17 protein-coding genes are annotated in these 21,241 nt (G+C 54.1%); 13 read left to right on the forward strand and 4 right to left on the reverse strand.

All coding sequences use genetic code 11. The features are described from left to right. Positions 1 to 38 precede the first annotated feature (38 nt). The 3 genes from pflB to ycaO all read right to left on the reverse strand — a co-directional run bounded on the left by pflB (position 39) and on the right by ycaO (position 5,397). Positions 39 to 2,321, reverse strand: a complete 2,283-nt coding sequence (gene pflB / locus GM298_RS04820) for a formate C-acetyltransferase (RefSeq protein ID WP_045284490.1) — start codon at positions 2,319 to 2,321, stop codon at positions 39 to 41. Between the two features lie 51 nt (positions 2,322 to 2,372). Next, complete coding sequence (gene focA, locus GM298_RS04825) at positions 2,373 to 3,230, reverse strand: formate transporter FocA (protein ID WP_008499974.1); 858 nt, start codon at positions 3,228 to 3,230, stop codon at positions 2,373 to 2,375. A 406-nt stretch (positions 3,231 to 3,636) separates the two neighbouring features. Beyond that, entirely contained in the window at positions 3,637 to 5,397 is a 1,761-nt protein-coding gene (gene ycaO, locus GM298_RS04830; RefSeq protein WP_162185033.1) for a 30S ribosomal protein S12 methylthiotransferase accessory factor YcaO, read from the reverse strand. Between the two features lie 127 nt (positions 5,398 to 5,524). Between ycaO and GM298_RS04835 the strand changes: the two genes are divergently transcribed. The 13 genes from GM298_RS04835 to GM298_RS04895 all read left to right on the forward strand — a co-directional run bounded on the left by GM298_RS04835 (position 5,525) and on the right by GM298_RS04895 (position 20,445). After that, entirely contained in the window at positions 5,525 to 6,217 is a 693-nt protein-coding gene (locus GM298_RS04835; protein WP_025756012.1) for a DUF421 domain-containing protein, read from the forward strand. A 162-nt stretch (positions 6,218 to 6,379) separates the two neighbouring features. Then, on the forward strand, positions 6,380 to 7,468 hold the full coding sequence (gene serC, locus GM298_RS04840) for a 3-phosphoserine/phosphohydroxythreonine transaminase (protein ID WP_252087335.1): 1,089 nt from the start codon (positions 6,380 to 6,382) through the stop codon (positions 7,466 to 7,468). A 66-nt stretch (positions 7,469 to 7,534) separates the two neighbouring features. Then, complete coding sequence (gene aroA / locus GM298_RS04845) at positions 7,535 to 8,818, forward strand: 3-phosphoshikimate 1-carboxyvinyltransferase (RefSeq protein WP_045284487.1); 1,284 nt, start codon at positions 7,535 to 7,537, stop codon at positions 8,816 to 8,818. Positions 8,819 to 9,003: 185 nt separating this feature from the next. Continuing rightward, positions 9,004 to 9,687, forward strand: a complete 684-nt coding sequence (cmk, locus tag GM298_RS04850) for a (d)CMP kinase (protein ID WP_013097305.1) — start codon at positions 9,004 to 9,006, stop codon at positions 9,685 to 9,687. 111 nt (positions 9,688 to 9,798) lie between these two features. Beyond that, entirely contained in the window at positions 9,799 to 11,472 is a 1,674-nt protein-coding gene (gene rpsA / locus GM298_RS04855) for a 30S ribosomal protein S1 (protein ID WP_008499966.1), read from the forward strand. 170 nt (positions 11,473 to 11,642) lie between these two features. After that, positions 11,643 to 11,930 carry an integration host factor subunit beta gene (gene ihfB / locus GM298_RS04860; protein ID WP_008499965.1) on the forward strand — a complete coding sequence of 96 codons (288 nt, stop codon included), beginning with the start codon at positions 11,643 to 11,645 and terminating at the stop codon, positions 11,928 to 11,930. Between the two features lie 214 nt (positions 11,931 to 12,144). Beyond that, positions 12,145 to 14,409, forward strand: a complete 2,265-nt coding sequence (locus tag GM298_RS04865; protein ID WP_266153703.1) for a ComEC family protein — start codon at positions 12,145 to 12,147, stop codon at positions 14,407 to 14,409. Positions 14,410 to 14,444: 35 nt separating this feature from the next. Further along, positions 14,445 to 16,193, forward strand: coding sequence for a lipid A ABC transporter ATP-binding protein/permease MsbA (gene msbA, locus GM298_RS04870; RefSeq protein ID WP_045284485.1), 1,749 nt, complete (start codon positions 14,445 to 14,447; stop codon positions 16,191 to 16,193). After that, positions 16,190 to 17,167, forward strand: a complete 978-nt coding sequence (gene lpxK, locus GM298_RS04875; RefSeq protein ID WP_262747316.1) for a tetraacyldisaccharide 4'-kinase — start codon at positions 16,190 to 16,192, stop codon at positions 17,165 to 17,167. The genes msbA and lpxK overlap by 4 nt, the downstream gene beginning before the upstream one ends. A gap of 44 nt (positions 17,168 to 17,211) precedes the next feature. Further along, positions 17,212 to 18,441, forward strand: coding sequence for a winged helix-turn-helix domain-containing protein (locus tag GM298_RS04880; RefSeq protein WP_266153704.1), 1,230 nt, complete (start codon positions 17,212 to 17,214; stop codon positions 18,439 to 18,441). Between the two features lie 45 nt (positions 18,442 to 18,486). Continuing rightward, complete coding sequence (ycaR, locus tag GM298_RS04885; protein WP_006174474.1) at positions 18,487 to 18,669, forward strand: protein YcaR; 183 nt, start codon at positions 18,487 to 18,489, stop codon at positions 18,667 to 18,669. Beyond that, positions 18,666 to 19,412 (forward strand): 3-deoxy-manno-octulosonate cytidylyltransferase, encoded by a 747-nt coding sequence (gene kdsB, locus GM298_RS04890; protein WP_094918150.1) that lies wholly within the window; start codon positions 18,666 to 18,668, stop codon positions 19,410 to 19,412. Before ycaR ends, kdsB begins: the two co-directional genes overlap by 4 nt. 139 nt (positions 19,413 to 19,551) lie before the next feature. Then, on the forward strand, positions 19,552 to 20,445 hold the full coding sequence (locus GM298_RS04895; RefSeq protein ID WP_025756004.1) for a YcbJ family phosphotransferase: 894 nt from the start codon (positions 19,552 to 19,554) through the stop codon (positions 20,443 to 20,445). Here GM298_RS04895 and elyC read toward each other — a convergent pair. Further along, on the reverse strand, positions 20,422 to 21,201 hold the full coding sequence (gene elyC, locus GM298_RS04900) for an envelope biogenesis factor ElyC (RefSeq protein WP_262747324.1): 780 nt from the start codon (positions 21,199 to 21,201) through the stop codon (positions 20,422 to 20,424). The two genes, GM298_RS04895 and elyC, sit on opposite strands and share 24 nt — an antisense overlap. Between the last annotated feature and the right edge of the window lie 40 nt (positions 21,202 to 21,241).

A 21,241-nucleotide genomic window follows, 5' to 3' on the forward strand; every position in this document is an offset into this window, starting at 1 on the left:
TTGTACGCTTTTTAACGCGTGATTTCAGTCATTTCCACTTACATGGACTGAGTGAAAGTACGGGTGATAACGTCCTGCTGCTGTTCTTTGGTCAGGGAGTTAAAACGTACTGCGTAGCCAGATACGCGGATGGTCAGCTGAGGATATTTCTCAGGGTGTTCCATCGCGTCGAGCAGCATTTCACGGTTCATTACGTTCACGTTCAGGTGCTGACCACCTTCGATGGACGCTTCGTGGTGGAAGTAACCATCCATCAGACCCGCGAGGTTTGTTTTACGCACTTCGTCGTCTTTACCCAGCGCGTTTGGCACGATAGAGAAGGTATAGGAGATACCATCTTTCGCGTAAGCAAACGGCAGTTTCGCAACGGATGTCAGAGAGGCAACAGCACCTTTCTGGTCACGACCGTGCATTGGGTTAGCACCTGGGCCGAATGGCGCGCCAGCACGACGACCGTCTGGGGTGTTACCGGTTTTCTTACCATACACAACGTTAGAGGTGATGGTCAGAACAGACTGAGTCGGGATAGCGTTACGGTAGGTAGTGAGTTTCTGAATTTTCTTCATGAAACGTTCTACCAGGTCAACCGCCATGTCATCCACGCGAGCGTCGTTGTTACCAAACTGCGGGTATTCGCCTTCGATTTCGAAGTCGATAGCCAGACCATCTTCGTCACGAATTGGTTTAACTTTCGCATATTTGATTGCAGACAGGGAGTCAGCAGCAACGGACAGACCTGCGATACCACACGCCATGGTGCGGATAACGTCACGGTCGTGCAGCGCCATCAGAGAGGCTTCGTAGCTGTACTTGTCATGCATGTAGTGGATAACGTTCAGCGCAGTGACATACTGTTTAGCCAGCCAGTCCATGAAGTGATCCATGCGGTCCATGACTTCGTCGAAGTTCAGAACATCGCCTTTGATCGGCTCAGACTTAGGACCCACCTGCATTTTCAGTTTTTCATCAACGCCGCCGTTGATAGCGTACAGCATGGTTTTCGCCAGGTTTGCACGCGCACCGAAGAACTGCATTTGTTTACCAACAACCATTGGGCTTACGCAGCAAGCGATAGCGTAATCGTCGTTGTTGAAGTCCGGACGCATCAGGTCATCGTTCTCGTACTGCAGAGAAGAGGTGTCGATGGACACTTTAGCGGCGAATTTCTTGAAGTTCAGAGGCAGTTTTTCAGACCACAGAACGGTGATGTTCGGCTCCGGAGAAGGACCCATGGTGTACAGGGTGTTCAGGAAGCGGAAGCTGTTTTTAGTTACCAGAGTACGACCATCAACGCCCATACCACCGATAGATTCAGTTGCCCAGATTGGGTCACCGGAGAACAGCTCATCGTATTCAGGGGTACGCAGGAAGCGAACCATACGCAGTTTCATGACCAGGTGGTCAATCATTTCCTGTGCGTCTTGCTCGGTAATTTTGCCAGCTTTCAGGTCACGTTCGATGTAGGCATCCAGGAAGGTGGATACGCGACCGAAGGACATTGCGGCACCGTTCTGAGACTTAACTGCGGCCAGGTAGCCGAAGTAGGTCCACTGGATAGCTTCCTGAGCGTTGGTTGCAGGACCAGAGATATCGCAGCCGTATTTCGCTGCCATTTCTTTGATCTGACCCAGCGCGCGGTGCTGTTCAGCAATCTCTTCACGCAGACGGATAGTCGCTTCCAGGTTTACGCCGTTTTCCAGATCGGACTGCAGGGAAACAAACTGCGCGTACTTGTCTTTCATCAGGAAGTCGATACCGTACAGCGCAACGCGACGGTAGTCACCGATGATACGGCCACGGCCATAGGCATCTGGCAGACCAGTCAGAACGCCAGATTTACGGCAGTTCAGAATGTCTTTGGTGTAAACATCGAATACGCCCTGGTTATGGGTTTTGCGGTATTCGGTGAAGATTTTTTTCAGCATTGGGTCCAGCTCGCGGTTATACGCTTTGCAGGAACCTTCAACCATTTTAATACCACCGAACGGGATGATTGCGCGTTTCAGTGGTGCTTCAGTCTGCAGACCAACGATTTTCTCAAGGGCTTTGTTGATATAGCCAGCGTCGTGAGAAGTGATGGTGGAAGCCACGGAGGTGTCAAAATCAACTGGCGCGTGAGTGCGGTTTTCCAGTTTAACGCCTTCCATTACGCTGTCCCACAGCTTGGTGGTCGCTTCAGTTGCGCCAGCCAGGAAGGATTCGTCACCTTCATACGGGGTATAGTTTTTCTGAATGAAGTCACGTACGTTGACTTCATTCTGCCAGTCACCTTTCGCAAAACCTTCCCAGGCTGTGGCTAACTTTTCATTAAGCTCGGACATGTAACACCTACCTTCTTAAGTGGATTTTTTATTTACTGCCTGAGAAAACCATCAATGATGATCGTCGCCACGCAGGTAAATGACCCAGTATGTCAACCCAACTAACAGACCCCCACCGATAATGTTCCCGATAGTGACAGGGATCAGGTTATCAGTAATGAAATTCATAATAGTCAGGTGAGAGAAACTTTCCGGGGATGAACCAACTGCGGTCCAGAACTCCGGGCTTGCAAAGTCGCGGATGACAATGCCCATTGGGATCATGAACATATTCGCGATACTGTGCTCAAAGCCGCTGGCAACAAACATCGCAACCGGCAGAACCATGATTAAGGCTTTGTCCATCAGGCTACGACCGGAGTAGCTCATCCATACAGCCAGGCAGACCATCAGGTTCGCGAGGATGCCGAGAGCAACGGCTTCAATAAATGTGTGGTGCATTTTGTGGTCGGCGGTTTGCAGGACGTTCAGTCCCCAGCCGCCGTTGGCGGTCATGTACTCGCCAGAAAGCCACATCAACAAAACAAAGAGCAGACAGCCAACCAGGTTACCCACGTAGACGTTAAGCCAGTTACGTGCCAGCTGACCCCAGGTAATTCTTCCGCTGGCCTTTGCCACGACAATCAGCACCGTTGAGGTGAAGAGATCGGCACCGCAAATGACGCAAAGAATCAGACCCAGTGAGAAGCAAATGCCGCCAATCAGTTTGGCCATGCCAAAAGGCATTCCGGCAGTACCGGTGGTGGCGGTGATGTAGAAGACGAAAGCGATAGAGATGAACACACCAGCCGTGATCGCCAGATAGAACGTCTTCATCGGGTGTTTCGTTGCTTTATAGACACCCGCTTCTTCGGCGACTTTTGCCATCGCAGCGGGGAGTAAAAGATCAAAAGGGTTGTCAGCTTTCACACTAACTCTCTCTTTATTAAGTCGGCGACGAGATACTAACAAAGCATTATAGAAGAGAAATTGATATAGATCATATCTCGCCTGGCTTATAGGCCCGCAGTGTGTATGGTTTTACACCAAATGCGGAGTAAGTATTTGATTATCCGTATAAAAATAAATTTTAAAAGTTGTGAAAAGAGTTGAATTTCTTCGTTCGGCCACCTCTGAAACAGTTAATTAATATGGAGTATTAGCCATAAAAAGTAACAGTAAAGTCCGGGTAGATATTATTATATTTACCCATGATTAACTTTATTATTACAATCAACAGTCATTGCCGAAGAAAATAAAAAAAGGGGCAATGAAATTGCCCCGTAATATAGCCCAGCTGATTGAATACGCCTACTGCTGGTAATGTTATGTGCGCTTATTTTGACCAGTAAGCGGCTTTCGCTTTCTGCAGCTTCTCATAGGCCTTCAGCAGCGACTGATGCGCCGGGAAGGCTTTCAGATCGCTGTCAACAGCCTGCAGACCGTAGAACGGCTCTTCACCGCTCAGCGCCGCGCTGGCCGCTTCTACCGCCTCGGCACCGTACATGCGCACAAAAGCATTCAGATACTGCAGCGGCTCACGATCCTCTTCCTGCGCGAGAAGCAGGAGGGTTTGCAGGCAGCGGTAATAGTTGGTGCGCTCGGCAGAGAAGACCGACTGGTTAAACTCCATGGTCCACTCGGTCCAGGCCAGGGCCTGATCCAGATCGCCGCCCGCCAGCGCCAGCATCGCTTTCAGCTCGCCGATGCGCAGGGTATACCAGCCGTTATCTTTACCGGTGGCCAGACCGAGCAGCTCGCGTACGCGTGTGAAGTCATCGTGGCCTTCCTCGTCCAGCTGGGCGATCAGGTTCAGATAATCCTCTTTTTCCCATTCGCTGCCCGGCAGTGCCAGCAGCGTTTCACGCAGATGCGCGCCCATGCTGTTATTCGCCAGCCACAGATCTTCAGCAGGGTAGATGTCGGACATGCCAGGAACAATAATACGGCACGCATAGACGCCCAGGTGCTCGTAGTCAGCAATGTAGACTTCTTTATCTTCGGATTTGAAGATGGCCATCAGCGTGGCGAACTCTTCTTCCGTGGTACCGGCAAAGCTCCAGTCCACGAAAGGATAGTCTGCGTCCTGTTTGAACAGATCCCATGAGATCAAACCGCTGGAGTCGATGAAGTGGGTTTCCAGATTGGTATGCTCAGCCACTTCTTCATCGTCGAACGTTGGCGGCGTAAACACGTCGAGGTCTTTCAGGCTACGGCCCTGAAGCAGTTCGGTCACGGTACGTTCCAGCGCTACGCCGAAGTCCGGATGTGCGCCGAAGGAGGCGAAGCAGGTGCCATTCGTCGGGTTAAACAGCACAACGCAGATAACCGGGTATTTACCGCCCAGCGAGCCGTCATACGCAAAGATTGGGAAACCTTCGGCTTCCAGTTTGGCGATGGATTCCACCACGCCCGGATAACGCGCCAGCACGTCTGCCGGAATTTCAGGCAGGCTGATGGATTCGGCAATAATGCGGTTTTTAATGTGGCGTTCGAAGACTTCAGACAGACCCTGCACGCGCGCTTCATTGCGGGTATTACCGGCGGACATGCCGTTAGACACGTACAGGTTGCCGACGATGTTCATCGGAATATAGACGGTCTGCTCATCCGACTGACGGGTGAATGGCAGGGCGCAAATACCGCGATCTTCGTTACCGGACTGCAGATCGATCAGCATGCTGGCGGTCAGTTCGTTTTCGGGATCGTAAAACGCGCGCAGACGCGTATCCAGGATACCTTCCGGCAGTTCGTCATCTTCGGTCAGCGGGAACCATTTTTCATTCGGGTAGTGAACGAACGGGCCGTTAGCGATGGTTTCACCCAGCCAGAAATCGGCGAAGAAGTAGTTGGTGGACAGACGCTCAAAATACTCACCCAGCGCAGAGGCCAGTGCCGCTTTTTTTGTCGCGCCTTTACCGTTGGTAAAGCACAGGGCACAGTCTTTATCGCGAATATGTACGGACCAGACATGCGGCACCGGATTGAGCCAGGAGGCTTCTTCGATGTTAAAACCCAGGTCGGTCAGTTTCTGCTGGAAGCGAGCGATGGAATCTTCCAGGGCGGCGTCTTTGCCGGGGATAAACGTTTGAGTCATGGCGTTCACTTTTATCGTACGTAAAGCGCGCAATGATACGGGTTTTGCGTGACAGGTGCTATCTCCGGCGAAAATAAAAGACTGGGCTATGCTTACTGTCAGTAACTCACTGTTAAGGCATAGAAAAATGAAAGCATTCGATCTCCAGCGGATGGCGTTTGATAAAGTCCCTCCCGAATTTTTAGGCGAAGTGGCGCTGCGTAGTCTGTATACCTTCGTTCTGGTCTTCCTGTTTCTTAAAATCACCGGTCGTCGCGGCGTGCGGCAGATGTCGCTTTTTGAAGTATTGATCATCCTGACGCTGGGTTCAGCGGCGGGGGATGTCGCTTTTTATGATGATGTGCCGATGGTGCCGGTGTTTATCGTTTTTGTCTCACTGGCGCTCCTCTATCGCCTGGTGATGTGGCTGATGTCGAAAAGCGAAAAGCTGGAAGATCTGCTTGAAGGAAAGCCGGTCGTGATCGTCGAGGACGGTCAGCTGGCCTGGGAAAATGTCCAGAGCGCCAATATGACCGAGTTTGAGTTCTTTATGGAGCTGCGCCTGAACAGCGTGGAACAGCTCGGGCAGGTGCGTCTGGCGATAATGGAAACTAACGGGCAGATCAGCGTCTATTACTACGCGGATGAGGACGTAAAGCCCGGCCTCTGTATTTTGCCGGATATGCTGATCGAGCGTTTCAGGACGGTCCCCGAAGCAGGCGATTACGCTTGCGTAAGATGTAGCCATGTTGTGGCCATGAAGCCTGGCGATCGTCAATTATGCCCTCGTTGTGCAAATCCGGAATGGACGAAGGTTAGCCGGGCTAAACGGATCACCTGACAGCCATTTTGTCGGTTTTGCGATAGCGAGGCGGCAGATTGTTTTGTGTGACGCGGGGCACATTTCACCGGTCATAAGTTTTAGACATTGCGGCGCGTGTCACTGAATGATAAAACCGATATCCACAGTTATAACTTATGGCTTTTAGCGTGGTGAGGGGAAATGGCTCAAGTCTTTAATTTCAGTTCAGGTCCGGCAATGTTACCGGCAGACGTGCTTAAACAGGCTCAACAGGAACTTTGTGACTGGAACGGTCTGGGGACGTCGGTGATGGAAATCAGCCACCGGGGTAAAGAGTTTATTCAGGTGGCGGAAGAGGCAGAAAAGGATTTTCGCGATCTGCTGAATATTCCCTCCAACTACAAAGTATTGTTCTGCCATGGCGGCGGACGCGGCCAGTTTGCTGGCATACCGCTAAACATCCTGGGTGATAAAACGACGGCAGACTACGTTGATGCGGGCTACTGGGCGGCCAGTGCGGTGAAAGAAGCGCACAAGTACTGCACGCCGAATGTTATCGACGCCAAAGTGACCGTTGACGGTCTGCGTGCCGTGAAGCCCATGAGCGAGTGGCAACTCTCTGACAACGCTGCGTATCTTCACTACTGCCCGAACGAAACCATCGACGGTATCGCCATCGACGAGACCCCGAACTTCGGTAAAGACGTGGTGGTTGCCGCAGATTTCTCCTCCACCATTCTTTCTGCGCCAGTTGACGTCAGTCGCTACGGTGTAATTTATGCGGGCGCGCAGAAAAATATCGGCCCTGCTGGCCTGACTATCGTCATCGTGCGCGAAGACCTGCTGGGTAAAGCGCATAAATCCTGCCCGTCGATTCTCGATTACACCGTGCTGAACGATAACGACTCCATGTTCAACACCCCGCCGACGTTTGCCTGGTACCTGTCCGGCCTGGTCTTCAAATGGCTGAAGCAAAACGGCGGTGTGGCGCAGATGGACAAGGTTAATCAGCAGAAAGCCGAGCTGCTGTACGGCGTGATTGATAAGAGCGATTTCTATCGTAACGATGTGGCGAAAGCCAACCGTTCGCGCATGAACGTGCCGTTCCAGCTGGCGGACAGCAACCTGGATAAAGTCTTCCTGGAAGAGTCCTTCGCGGCAGGTCTGCACGCGCTGAAAGGCCACCGAGTGGTGGGCGGCATGCGTGCCTCCATCTATAACGCCATGCCGCTGGAAGGCGTTAAAGCGCTGACCGATTTCATGATTGACTTCGAACGTCGCCACGGTTAATTGCGCTGTTTTCACCCCCGTAGCCCTGCTGCGGGGTTTTTATTATGTTGAGTTGAGATAAGTTTCATGGAATCCCTGACGTTACAACCTATCGCGCGGGTAGATGGCACCATCAATCTGCCTGGTTCAAAAAGTGTCTCGAACCGCGCTCTGCTGCTGGCAGCTCTGGCAAACGGCACCACCGTCCTCACGAACCTGCTGGACAGCGATGACGTGCGCCATATGCTCAATGCGCTGAAAGCGTTGGGAGTTCATTACACGCTGTCTGACGACCGTACCCGCTGCGAGGTGACGGGGAACGGCGGCGCGCTACGCTCGGCTGATGAGCTTGAACTGTTTCTGGGTAACGCGGGGACCGCAATGCGTCCGCTGGCGGCAGCGCTGTGTCTGGGCAGCAACAACATTGTCCTGACAGGCGAGCCGCGCATGAAAGAGCGCCCGATCGGCCATCTGGTGGATGCCCTTCGTCAGGGCGGCGCGCAGATTGAGTATCTGGAGCAAGAGAATTATCCACCCCTGCGTCTGCGCGGAGGGTTTACCGGCGGTAACGTCGAGGTTGACGGTAGCGTATCCAGCCAGTTCCTGACGGCGCTGCTGATGACCGCACCGCTGGCACCGCAGGATACCGTTATCACTATTAAGGGCGATCTGGTTTCCAAACCGTACATTGATATTACGCTGCATCTGATGAAGACCTTCGGTGTAGAGGTTGAAAACCAGGCTTATCAGCGTTTTGTCGTTCGCGGCGCCCAGCAATATCAGTCTCCGGGCCATTACCTGGTGGAAGGGGATGCCTCTTCCGCTTCGTATTTCCTGGCTGCCGGGGCGATTAAAGGCGGCACGGTGAAAGTGACCGGCATTGGCCGTAACAGCGTGCAGGGCGATATTCGTTTTGCTGACGTGCTGGAGAAAATGGGCGCCATTGTCACCTGGGGCGATGATTTCATCTCCTGTACACACGGTGAATTGAAGGCCATTGATATGGACATGAACCATATCCCGGATGCGGCGATGACCATCGCCACGGCGGCGCTTTTTGCAAAAGGCACCACCACGCTGCGTAACATCTACAACTGGCGCGTGAAAGAGACAGATCGTCTGTTCGCAATGGCCACCGAGTTGCGTAAGGTGGGAGCTGAAGTGGAAGAGGGCGAAGACTACATTCGCGTTACGCCTCCGGCAAAACTGCAGTTCGCGGAAATTGGGACCTACAACGATCACCGTATGGCGATGTGCTTCTCGCTGGTGGCGCTGTCCGATACCGCGGTGACCATCCTCGATCCAAAATGTACGGCGAAAACCTTCCCGGACTACTTCGAACAGCTGGCCCGCATCAGTACTCTGGCCTGATAACAGCGTGCCGCATCGCCCGATGCGGCATTTGCTTACGCTTCCTGACGTTCATTCACGCGCATTTCTTCTACACTCTGCTTCATTAATTCCCTAATTTGCACGCAAAGGTAACAGTTGCGCACGTTGGCGCGTATAATGCGCGGCGTTTATGTAAACGGTATGCCTTATTTAAGGAGAAAAAGATGACGGCAGTTGCCCCGGTAATCACCATTGATGGGCCTAGTGGCGCAGGGAAAGGTACGCTGTGCAAAGCGATGGCGGAAGCATTGCAATGGCATCTTTTAGATTCGGGAGCAATCTATCGCGTGCTGGCGCTGGCTGCACTGCATCATCATGTGGATGTAGCCTCTGAAGAGGCGCTGGTTCCGTTGGCGGCGCATCTGGATGTGCGTTTCGTGTCGACCGATGGCAACCTCGAAGTCATCCTTGAAGGGGAAGACGTGAGCGGCGAAATTCGTACGCAGGAAGTGGCGAATGCCGCCTCCCAGGTGGCGGCATTCCCGCGCGTTCGTGAGGCGCTGTTACGTCGTCAGCGCGCGTTCCGTGAAGCCCCGGGTCTGATTGCGGACGGACGTGATATGGGAACCGTGGTATTCCCTGATGCGCCGGTGAAAATTTTCCTTGACGCCTCTTCGGAAGAACGTGCGCAACGCCGCATGCTTCAGTTGCAGGAGAAGGGGTTTAGTGTTAACTTTGATCGCCTTTTATCCGAGATAAAAGAGCGCGATGACCGCGATCGTAACCGCGCCGTCGCCCCACTTGTTCCTGCAGAAGATGCATTAGTTCTGGATTCCACCAGTTTAACTATTGAGCAAGTGATTGAAAAAGCGCTACAATATGCGCGCCAAAAACTGGCACTCGCGTAATCGCGACCGATTTAGCAGTACCCCCGCTGCAATGGATTGACGGCGGGTATGTGAAACAACCCCATCCGGCACGGAGCCAGGTGGACGTTAATATTAACCTGAAGATTAAACATGACTGAATCTTTTGCTCAACTGTTTGAAGAATCCTTAAAAGAAATCGAAACCCGTCCGGGTTCCATCGTTCGCGGTGTTGTTGTTGCTATCGACAAAGACGTAGTACTGGTTGACGCCGGTCTGAAATCTGAGTCCGCCATTCCGGCAGAGCAGTTCAAAAACGCCCAGGGCGAGCTGGAAATCCAGGTGGGTGACGAAGTTGACGTTGCTCTGGACGCAGTAGAAGACGGCTTCGGCGAAACCCTGCTGTCTCGTGAGAAAGCTAAACGTCACGAAGCATGGATCACGCTGGAGAAAGCTTACGAAGAAGCTGAAACTGTGGTCGGTGTTATCAACGGCAAAGTTAAAGGTGGCTTCACTGTTGAGCTGAATGGTATTCGTGCGTTCCTGCCAGGTTCTCTGGTAGACGTTCGTCCAGTCCGTGACACCCTGCACCTCGAAGGCAAAGAGCTTGAGTTCAAAGTAATCAAGCTGGACCAGAAGCGTAACAACGTTGTTGTTTCCCGTCGTGCCGTTATCGAATCCGAAAACAGCGCAGAACGCGATCAGCTGCTGGAAAACCTGCAGGAAGGCATGGAAGTCAAAGGTATCGTTAAGAACCTCACTGACTACGGCGCATTCGTTGACCTGGGCGGCGTTGATGGCCTGCTGCACATCACCGACATGGCGTGGAAACGCGTTAAGCACCCAAGCGAAATCGTGAACGTGGGCGACGAAATCACTGTTAAAGTGCTGAAGTTCGACCGCGAGCGTACTCGTGTATCCCTCGGCCTGAAACAGCTGGGCGAAGATCCATGGGTAGCTATCGCTAAGCGTTACCCAGAAGGTACCAAACTGACTGGTCGCGTGACCAACCTGACTGACTACGGCTGCTTCGTTGAAATCGAAGAAGGCGTTGAAGGTCTGGTACACGTTTCCGAAATGGACTGGACCAACAAAAACATCCACCCATCCAAAGTTGTTAACGTTGGTGATGTAGTGGAAGTGATGGTTCTGGATATCGACGAAGAACGTCGTCGTATCTCCCTGGGCCTGAAGCAGTGCAAAAACAACCCATGGCAGCAGTTCGCGGAAACCCACAACAAGGGCGACCGTGTTGAAGGTAAAATCAAGTCTATCACTGACTTCGGTATCTTCATCGGCCTGGACGGCGGCATCGATGGCCTGGTTCACCTGTCTGACATCTCCTGGAACGTTGCAGGCGAAGAAGCAGTTCGTGAATACAAAAAAGGCGACGAAATCGCTGCAGTTGTTCTGCAGGTTGACGCAGAGCGTGAGCGTATCTCCCTGGGCGTTAAACAGCTCGCGGAAGATCCGTTCAACAACTGGGTTGCACTGAACAAGAAAGGCGCAATCGTAAACGGTAAAGTGACTGCAGTTGACGCTAAAGGCGCAACCGTAGAACTGGCTGACGGCGTTGAAGGTTACCTGCGCGCTTCTGAAGCTTCCCGTGACCGCGTTGAAGATGCCACTCTGGTTCTGAACGTAGGCGACGACGTTGAAGCTAAGTTCACCGGTGTTGACCGTAAGAACCGTGCAATCAGCCTGTCTGTTCGTGCTAAAGACGAAGCTGATGAGAAAGATGCAATCGCAACTGTTAACAAACAGGAAGATGCAAACTTCTCTAACAACGCAATGGCTGAAGCTTTCAAAGCAGCTAAAGGCGAGTAATATCAGGTTCTCAGCATCATTTGAGCTGTAACGCATTTACAGCGCGAAGGATGAGGAGCAAACTTGACAGATTGCAGGATCCGTCCTGTAATCAATAACAAAGGGCGGCTACGGCCGCCCTTGTTTAATGAGCTGTTCAGCTAATTGGTTTGAAAGGAACCGGAGGAATCATGACCAAGTCAGAATTGATTGAAAGACTTGCCAGTCAGCAACCGCATATCCCTGCCAAGGCAGTGGAAGATGCCGTAAAAGAGATGCTGGAGCATATGGCCTCCACTCTTGCCCAGGGCGAGCGCATTGAAATCCGCGGTTTCGGTAGTTTTTCTCTGCACTATCGTGCTCCACGTACCGGGCGTAACCCGAAAACGGGCGATAAAGTCGAACTGGAAGGTAAGTACGTTCCGCACTTTAAGCCAGGTAAAGAACTGCGCGATCGCGCCAATATTTATGGCAACTGAGTTTATCCCTTGGGGTAAACTGGGTTCGAAAGAAAGCACCTGCGGGTGCTTTTTTTGTGCTTAACATCTTCATTCTGAAGAGCTCCCGCATTTTTCATTTCCGTTTCTGCAAACGGATAAAAACAGTACGGCACGTGCTGTAAAACCTGGTCTTCCCACCTGACAACACGCTCTGCCTGCTTACATACTGCCATCCTGAAACAGGGAGGTAGCAATGGGCATACCCGCGCTGAGCATCTGCGCCATTCTGGCAATAACCCCTTTGCTCTGGTTACCTGAGCTGCCATCACGTCATCTCGTCTGGATAATGATTGTGGGTGGTGTCGTGCTGGCTGCACGGCGAAACGTACAACTGAAGTATTTGGGGATGGGGGTGTTATTTTGTGTATGGGGGATCCTTGCCGCGCAGGAGAGCGTCTGGCCTATGGCGCATTTAACCTCGGGAGCGGTGCGGGCTGAGGTCGAGATCACCGCGACAGATGGCAAAACCCTGCTCCAGGGAAACATTCTCAGCGTGGACGGTCAACGCTGGTGGGCGTCCACGGGCGTAACCCTGTATGGCAACGATCTGCCACAGAACGTATGTGCCGGTCAGCGCTGGGCCATGACGCTCAGACTCAGGCCAGTGCACGGCGAACTGAACGACGGAGGCTATGATGCCCAGCGAAGCGCTCTTGCTCAACATCAAACGCTGAGCGGACGGTTCACCCATGCGGAACGCGTCGATGGGCGCTGCAGCCTGCGCGCACAATACCTGATGTCACTGCAAAAGCGACTTTCTGCTTATCAATGGGGAGCGGTTATCCTCGGGTTGGGGATGGGGGAGCGTCTGGATGTCCCACGGGAAATAAAAGATCTGATGCGAGAAACCGGCACGCTGCATCTCATGGCGATTTCAGGTCTGCATATCGCACTGGCAGCATCCATCGTCTGGTTACTGGCTCGCGGTTTCCAGTTGTTATTACCCGCCCATCAGATCCGCTGGCAAATGCCTCTCCTGGCCGGGTTGGCGTTTGCCGCTTTTTACGCCTGGCTTACCGGTTTACAGCCACCGGCAATGCGAACGGTTATCGCCCTTGCTGTACTCGCGACGTTACGTATTACGGCCCGTCAATGGTCTCCCTGGCAGGTATGGTTTTGCTGTATCGCGGCGATCCTGCTAAGCGATCCGTTAGCCGTACTGTCGCAAAGTCTGGCCCTGTCAGCATTTGCCGTCGCTGCGTTGATTTTCTGGTTTCAGTGGTTGCCGCTTCCTCACTGGCACCGGGTTCGTCGGATACGACCACTCCTGAACCTCGTATATCTACAGGTCGGAATGTTGCTGCTGCTTATGCCGTTGCAGGTGCTGATTTTCCATGGTTTCAGCCTCTCGTCCCTTATTGCCAATCTCTTTGCCGTTCCCCTGGTGACGTTTGTCTCCGTGCCGCTGATCCTGCTCGGTATGCTGCTCCATCTGCTGCCGCTGGCGGCGGTAGAAAGTGCAGTCTGGTTTGCGGCCGATAAGTCGCTTGCGGGACTCTTTTGGCTACTGATGCGCCTGCCTGATGGCTGGCAAAATGTGGATCAACGCTGGCAGTACCTGTCATTGCTGCCCTGGCTTGCCATCGCGGGCTGGCGTTTTCGTGCCTGGAAAATCGTTCCTGCCGTTTGTCTGGCAGGCAGCGTCCTGTTGACATATCCCCTGTGGCGAACAACAAAAAGCGATAGCTGGACGCTACATATGCTGGATGTAGGGCAGGGGCTGGCTATGGTCATTGAACGGCAGGGAAAAGCCCTTCTGTATGATACCGGGCTCGCCTGGCCGGGCGGAGACAGCGCGCAGCGGTTAATTATTTCGTGGCTTCGCTGGCATCACTTGCGGCCGGAAGGCGTCATTCTCAGTCATGATCACCTCGACCATGCAGGGGGCCTGGTATCGCTGAAAAAAGCCTGGCCTGAAATGTGGATAAGAAGCCCCTTACGTCAGGCAGGTCATCGCCCTTGTTTCCGGGGACAACGCTGGCAATGGCAGGGACTTACCATTACCGTTCACTGGCCACCAGAGAATTATCCCTCCCAGGGGAATAACGCTTCCTGTGTGGTAAAAGTTGATGACGGTGAGCAGAGTGTTCTGCTGACGGGAGACATTGAAGCGCCTGCGGAACAGGCTATGCTTAGCCATTACTGGCGTCATCTGAGAACCACGCTCATACAAGTTCCCCATCATGGCAGCAATACGTCTTCATCGTTGCCACTGGTACAGCGGGCGGAAGGGCAGATTGCACTGGATTCGGCGGCCCGCTACAACGCGTGGCATTTCCCGTCGGCTAAAGTCGTGCGGCGTTATCGAAAAGAGGGGTATCTCTGGCACGATACGCCTCATTCTGGACAAATATCGGTGACATTCTCGCAACATCACTGGCAAATCCGACGCTTGCGAGAACAAATTTTACCCCGCTGGTATCATCAGTGGTTTGGCGCGCCCGTAGATAACGGGTAGAATATGCGGCTATTTCAACAATGCTGGTTTTTTGAATGCATAACGACAAAGATCTCTCCACGTGGCAAACGTTCCGCCGACTCTGGCCGATGATTGCTCCTTTTAAAGCAGGCTTGATCGTGGCGGGTGTAGCGTTAATCCTCAACGCAGCCAGCGATACTTTTATGCTATCGCTTCTTAAACCGTTACTGGACGACGGTTTTGGTAAAACGGATCGCTCAGTGCTGCTATGGATGCCTCTGGTGGTGATCGGACTGATGATCTTACGCGGTATCACCAGCTATATCTCCAGCTACTGTATTTCCTGGGTTTCAGGAAAAGTGGTGATGACCATGCGCCGTCGACTGTTCAGTCATATGATGGGCATGCCGGTTGCGTTCTTCGATAAACAGTCGACCGGAACGTTGCTGTCGCGTATTACCTACGACTCCGAGCAGGTTGCCTCTTCCTCTTCCAGCGCGCTGATTACCGTTGTGCGCGAAGGCGCGTCGATTATCGGGCTGTTCGTGATGATGTTCTACTACAGCTGGCAGCTGTCGCTGATCCTTATCGTACTGGCACCGGTCGTGTCCGTGGCTATTCGCGTCGTGTCAAAGCGCTTTCGCAATATCAGCAAGAATATGCAGAATACGATGGGACAGGTGACCACCAGCGCAGAGCAGATGCTGAAAGGGCATAAAGAAGTTCTGATTTTTGGTGGTCAGGACGTCGAAACAAAACGCTTTGATAAAGTCAGCAACAAAATGCGTCTGCAGGGAATGAAAATGGTGTCAGCCTCTTCCATCTCTGACCCGATTATTCAGCTGATTGCCTCACTGGCGCTGGCGTTCGTTCTGTATGCGGCAAGCTTCCCAAGCGTGATGGAGACGCTGACGGCAGGTACCATCACCGTGGTCTTCTCCTCCATGATCGCCCTGATGCGTCCGCTGAAGTCCCTGACAAACGTCAACGCCCAGTTCCAGCGCGGGATGGCGGCCTGTCAGACCCTGTTCAGCATTCTCGATTCCGAACAGGAAAAAGATGAAGGTAAGCGCATCATTGAGCGCGCGAACGGTGACGTTGAGTTCCGCAATGTGACCTTCACCTATCCTGGCCGCGAAACACCGGCTCTGCGCAATATCAACCTGACCATTCCGGCAGGAAAAACCGTTGCGCTGGTAGGCCGTTCCGGCTCCGGTAAATCGACCATTGCCAGCCTGATCACCCGTTTCTACGACATTGACGAAGGTGAAATTCTGTTAGACGGCCACGATCTGCGCGAGTATACCCTGCAGTCGCTGCGTAACCAGGTGGCGCTGGTCTCCCAGAACGTGCACCTGTTCAACGATACGGTGGCAAACAACATCGCTTATGCGCGCACTGAAGAGTACAGCCGTGAGCAGATTGAGAATGCCGCGCGTATGGCCTATGCAATGGACTTTATCAACAAGATGGATAACGGTCTCGATACCATCATCGGCGAGAACGGCGTACTGCTCTCCGGTGGTCAGCGTCAGCGTATCGCCATTGCCCGCGCGCTGCTGCGTGACAGCCCGATCCTGATCCTGGACGAAGCGACCTCTGCGCTGGATACGGAATCAGAACGTGCGATTCAGTCGGCGCTGGATGAGCTGCAAAAGAACCGTACCTCGCTGGTGATTGCGCACCGTCTGTCGACTATCGAGCAGGCTGATGAAATCGTCGTGGTTGAGGATGGGGTCATTGTTGAACGCGGAAGCCATGCCGATCTGCTGGAACACCGCGGCGTTTATGCTCAGCTACATAAGATGCAGTTCGGCGAATGATTGCACGCATCTGGTCCGGTGAATCTCCGCTGTGGCTGCTGCTTCTGCCGCTCTCCTGGCTGTATGGCCTGGTGAGCGGTGCTATTCGCCTGCTTTACCGTCTGGGGCTGAAGCAGGCATGGCGCGCGCCGGTACCGGTTGTGGTGGTGGGTAATCTTACGGCGGGTGGCAACGGTAAAACCCCGGTGGTCATCTGGCTGGTTGAGCAACTGCAACAGCGCGGTATCCGTCCCGGCGTGGTGTCGCGAGGGTATGGCGGTAAAGCGGCGAAATACCCTCTGTTGCTGACGACGGAAACCACGACCGCCGAGGCGGGTGATGAGCCAGTATTGATTTACCAGCGTACTGGCGCCCCTGTCGCGGTCTCGCCTGTGCGCAGCGATGCCGTCCGGGCCCTGCTTGCCGAACACGCGGTACAGATAATCATCACGGATGATGGCCTGCAACACTACGCGCTGGCGCGTGATAAAGAGATTGTGGTCATTGATGGGGTTCGTCGTTTTGGTAACGGCTGGTGGCTGCCCGCTGGCCCAATGCGAGAACGGGCTTCACGGCTGAAGTCCGTGGATGCGGTGATCGTGAACGGCGGTGAGGCAAAAACGGGCGAAATCCCTATGCACCTCCAGCCTGGCATGGCCGTCAATCTTGTGACGGGCGAACGTCGTCCGGTTTCTCATTTACCTGCGCTGGTCGCCATGGCGGGTATTGGTCATCCTCCCCGCTTCTTCTCGACGCTGGAACAGGGCGGTGCCCGGCTTGAAAAACGCGTTCCGCTGGCCGATCATCAGGCGCTGTCGGTGGAACAGGTTGACGCACTGACGACGCCCGGTCAGACATTGATCATGACTGAAAAAGATGCGGTGAAATGCCGTCTCTTTGCGAAAGATAACTGGTGGTATCTGCCGGTTGACGCTGAACTCAGCGGCGAGCAGCCGGAACACTTGCTCCAGGAACTGCTGGCGTTGGTGAAATAAACGCGTATGCGGTTCTGGTGGCGCTTTGACTGACAGGAAAACGCATGTCTTTACCGCAACTCTCGCTTTCAGCCGCACGTCATTTACATCTTGCCGCACAGGGGCTGCTTAAAAAGCCCCGTCGCCGTGCGCAGCCTGCCGATATTCTCTCTACCGTCCAGCGCATGTCGCTACTTCAAATCGACACCATTAACATCGTGGCGCGCAGCCCTTACCTGGTGCTGTTTAGCCGGCTGGGGAGTTATCCTTCACAGTGGCTGGATGAGTCGCTCAGCAAGGGGGAGTTGATGGAGTATTGGGCGCACGAAGCCTGCTTCCTGCCCCGTAGCGACTTTGCCCTGGTTCGTCACCGTATGCTTGCGCCGGAGAAGATGGGCTGGAAATACCGCCAGGCGTGGATGCTGGAACATGCGGCTGAAATCGAGCAGCTTATCGCACATATTCAGGAGAACGGTCCGGTACGTTCCGCCGATTTTGAACATCCCCGGAAAGGCACGAGCGGCTGGTGGGAGTGGAAGCCACACAAACGTCATCTGGAAGGCCTGTTTACCTCAGGCAAAGTCATGGTGATTGAACGGCGTAATTTTCAGCGCGTTTACGACCTCACGCATCGCGTGATGCCGCACTGGGACGACGAGCGCGACCTGCTTTCCCGTGAGGCCGCTGAGGCCATCATGCTGGAGAACAGCGCCCGCAGTCTGGGTATCTTCCGTTCACAATGGCTGGCAGATTATTACCGTCTGCGCCAGCCTGCGCTAAAACCGCTGCTGGAAATGTGGCAGCAAGAACAGCGCATAATCCCCGTCATGGTAGAAACACTGGGCGAAATGTGGCTCCATAAGGAGCTCTTCCCGCTATTGCCTCAGGCGCTGGAAGAGAAACTTCAGGCAACCCACAGCTCGGTGCTGTCGCCTTTCGATCCGGTGGTCTGGGACAGAAAACGGGCCGAGCAGCTGTTCGGTTTCAGCTACCGGCTGGAGTGTTACACTCCGGCACCCAAGCGCCAGTATGGCTACTTCGTCTTACCTCTGCTGCACAAGGGGCAACTGGTCGGCCGTATGGATGCCAAAATGCACCGCAAGACCGGTACGCTTGAAATCATAGCGCTTTATCTGGAAGAGGGCGTCAGGGTGACGGCGGCTCTGGAAAAAGGGTTAACGCTCGCCATAAGCGAATTCGCGCGCTGGCAGGGGGCTCACGACGTGACGCTGGGGCGGGTACCTGATGGATTGTTTACATCCTGTCGAAGTGGCTGGGAAACAGGCACTCCCTGAAAAAGGAATGTGTTAAGCTTTAGCGATTACCCATACGGAGGAACTATGGATCACCGTTTACTTGAAATTATTGCCTGCCCGGTATGCAACGGCAAACTCTACTACAGCCAGGACAAACAAGAGCTGATTTGCAAGCTGGACAGTCTGGCTTTCCCGCTGCGTGACGGTATTCCGGTATTGCTGGAAAACGAAGCCCGTTCTCTGGTGGCAGAAGAGAGCAAACCATGAGTTTTGTTGTCATTATTCCTGCGCGTTACGCCTCAACCCGGCTGCCGGGTAAACCGCTGGTGGATATCAATGGCAAACCGATGATTGTGCACGTTCTTGAACGTGCCCGTGAATCGGGTGCTGAGCGCATTATCGTGGCGACCGACCATCCCGATGTCGCGCGTGCGGTTGAGGCTGCCGGTGGGGAAGTGTGTATGACCCGCGCCGATCACCAGTCTGGCACCGAGCGTCTGGCGGAAGTGGTTGAGAAATGCGGTTTCAGCGATGATACGGTCATCGTCAACGTGCAGGGTGACGAGCCGATGATCCCGGCGGTCATTATTCGTCAGGTGGCTGAAAACCTGGCGCAGCGTCAGGTTGGAATGGCCACGCTGGCGGTACCCATTCATCATGCAGAAGAAGCGTTCAACCCGAATGCGGTGAAGGTGGTGACGGATGCTGAGGGCTATGCGCTCTATTTCTCCCGCGCCACCATTCCGTGGGATCGCGATCGCTTTGCGGTTTCAAAAGAGACTATTGGTGATACATTCCTGCGTCACATTGGCATCTACGGCTATCGCGCTGGCTTTATTCGTCGCTATGTGAGCTGGGCGCCGAGCCCGCTGGAACATATCGAAATGCTGGAGCAGCTGCGTGTGCTCTGGTATGGCGAGAAAATCCACGTTGCTGTTGCCGAGGAGGTCCCTGGCACGGGCGTTGACACTCCTGAAGATCTTGAGCGCGTTCGCGCCGAACTGCGTTAATCCTGCCTGCATCCCTCATGGAGGGATGCACTCTCCGGTTTATTTTTTCCTATCTTTTCCATAATTGATCTCTGCAGGGTGACATCTGCTTTCTACGCGCTCATTATAAAAGCAGTAGTCTTAATGGGGGTAATCTCATATGGAACAGCTGCGTGCCGAACTGAGTCACCTGCTTGGCGAGAAATTAAGCCGGGTTGAATGTGTGAGTGAAAAGGCTGATACCGCGCTCTGGTCGTTGTACGACAGTCAGGGAAACCCAATGCCGCTGATGGCCAGGAGCTTTACCTCGCCGGGGGTTGCCCGACAGCTCGCCTGGAAAATTTCAATGCTCGCACGGCAGGGAACCGTCCGTATGCCGACGGTTTACGGCGTGATGACGCATGAGGAGCACCCTGGCCCGGATGTGCTGCTGATTGAGCGGCTGCGCGGGGTGTCTGTTGAAGCCCCGGCGCGTACGCCGGAGCGCTGGGAACAGCTCAAGGACCAGATTGTCGAGGCGCTGCTGGCCTGGCATCGTCAGGATAGCCGTGGACTCGTTGGCCCGGTCGACAGTACCCAGGAAAACCTGTGGCCGCTGTGGTATCGCCAGCGGGTCGAAGTGCTGTGGGGGACGCTTAACCAGTTCAATAACACCGGTTTAACCATGCAGGACAAACGTATTCTGTTCCGCACTCGCGAGTGCTTACCGGCGCTGTTTGAAGGTTTTAACGACAACTGCGTGCTGATCCACGGTAATTTCACCCTGCGCAGTATGCTCAAGGACTCCCGCAGCGATCAGCTTCTGGCCATGCTGGGGCCGGGAGTCATGCTCTGGGCACCGCGCGAATATGAGTTATTCAGGCTCAGCGACAGCGGGGCGGCGGAAGGTCTGCTTTGGCACTACCTTCAACGTGCGCCCGTTGCCGAAGCGTTTCTCTGGCGGCGCTGGCTCTACCTGCTATGGGACGAGGTGGCGCAACTGGTGAATACCGGTCGTTTCAATCGCGCCAACTTCGATCTGGCGACAAAATCACTCCTGCCCTGGCTTGCCTGAGGACCCCTTCATCCACTGCCAGAGGCGTCCAAGCGTCTCATAACCCACGCGATCGCTGTGCATCAGCCAGGCCGGGGACGGGATCGCCCGTTCCCAGGGGTTGAGCGGCGCGTCGATGGCCATCTGGTTTGCCGGGGCCGGAAGCGGGTGCAGGCCCTGCTTTTCAAAGAAAATCATCGCTCTTGGCAGGTGTGAGGCGGAGGTCACCAGTAAGAACGGGACATCACCAATCGCCTGCTTCACCGCAGCAGCCTCTTCTTCGGTATCTTTTGGGCGGTCCAGGGTAATGATCGATGACCGCGGCACGCCGAGCGATTCCGCCACCCTGGCCCCCGCTTCAGCCGTACTTACCGGGTTGGTTTTGGCCGCTGCACCGGTGAAGATCATTTTTGATCCCGGATTCGCCAGCCACAGGCGAATGCCTTCGTTGAGCCGTGGCAGGCTGTTGTTGATCAGGTTTGAGCTGGGGGCCCAGTCCGGGTCCCAGGTATAGCCGCCACCCAGCACCACGACGTAGGCCACTTTCTGATTACCCTGCCATGTTGGGTACCTGTTTTCGATGGGACGTAACAGGCCATCCGCGACCGGTTGCAGGCTCAGCAGCAGCAAGACCAGCCAGCCGAACGTAATAAGCGTTTTGCCACTTTTCTGAAAGCGACTGAACCACACCAGCGCCAACCCCAGCGCGATGATGAGCAGCAGGAGCGGAAGGGGAAGCATCATCCCTCCCACATATTTCTTCAGGGTAAAAAGCATCCTTTTTGGTTCCTTTTTTAACCATATAGCAGGTGAATAC

The organism is Enterobacter sp. HSTU-ASh6 (assembly GCF_026319105.1).
Classification (GTDB): domain Bacteria; phylum Pseudomonadota; class Gammaproteobacteria; order Enterobacterales; family Enterobacteriaceae; genus Enterobacter; species Enterobacter sichuanensis.

Excerpts from the sequence above, each read along its gene's own strand:
- ihfB (WP_008499965.1), top strand. The coding sequence starts at position 11,643 with ATGACCAAGTCAGAATTGATTGAAAGACTTGCCAGTCAGCAACCGCAT.
- kdsB (WP_094918150.1), top strand. The coding sequence starts at position 18,666 with ATGAGTTTTGTTGTCATTATTCCTGCGCGTTACGCCTCAACCCGGCTG.
- ycaO (WP_162185033.1), bottom strand. The coding sequence starts at position 5,397 with ATGACTCAAACGTTTATCCCCGGCAAAGACGCCGCCCTGGAAGATTCC.
- lpxK (WP_262747316.1), top strand. The coding sequence starts at position 16,190 with ATGATTGCACGCATCTGGTCCGGTGAATCTCCGCTGTGGCTGCTGCTT.
- msbA (WP_045284485.1), top strand. The coding sequence starts at position 14,445 with ATGCATAACGACAAAGATCTCTCCACGTGGCAAACGTTCCGCCGACTC.
- elyC (WP_262747324.1), bottom strand. The coding sequence starts at position 21,201 with ATGCTTTTTACCCTGAAGAAATATGTGGGAGGGATGATGCTTCCCCTT.
- GM298_RS04895 (WP_025756004.1), top strand. The coding sequence starts at position 19,552 with ATGGAACAGCTGCGTGCCGAACTGAGTCACCTGCTTGGCGAGAAATTA.
- serC (WP_252087335.1), top strand. The coding sequence starts at position 6,380 with ATGGCTCAAGTCTTTAATTTCAGTTCAGGTCCGGCAATGTTACCGGCA.
- GM298_RS04880 (WP_266153704.1), top strand. The coding sequence starts at position 17,212 with ATGTCTTTACCGCAACTCTCGCTTTCAGCCGCACGTCATTTACATCTT.
- cmk (WP_013097305.1), top strand. The coding sequence starts at position 9,004 with ATGACGGCAGTTGCCCCGGTAATCACCATTGATGGGCCTAGTGGCGCA.
- GM298_RS04835 (WP_025756012.1), top strand. The coding sequence starts at position 5,525 with ATGAAAGCATTCGATCTCCAGCGGATGGCGTTTGATAAAGTCCCTCCC.
- aroA (WP_045284487.1), top strand. The coding sequence starts at position 7,535 with ATGGAATCCCTGACGTTACAACCTATCGCGCGGGTAGATGGCACCATC.
- pflB (WP_045284490.1), bottom strand. The coding sequence starts at position 2,321 with ATGTCCGAGCTTAATGAAAAGTTAGCCACAGCCTGGGAAGGTTTTGCG.
- ycaR (WP_006174474.1), top strand. The coding sequence starts at position 18,487 with ATGGATCACCGTTTACTTGAAATTATTGCCTGCCCGGTATGCAACGGC.
- GM298_RS04865 (WP_266153703.1), top strand. The coding sequence starts at position 12,145 with ATGGGCATACCCGCGCTGAGCATCTGCGCCATTCTGGCAATAACCCCT.
- rpsA (WP_008499966.1), top strand. The coding sequence starts at position 9,799 with ATGACTGAATCTTTTGCTCAACTGTTTGAAGAATCCTTAAAAGAAATC.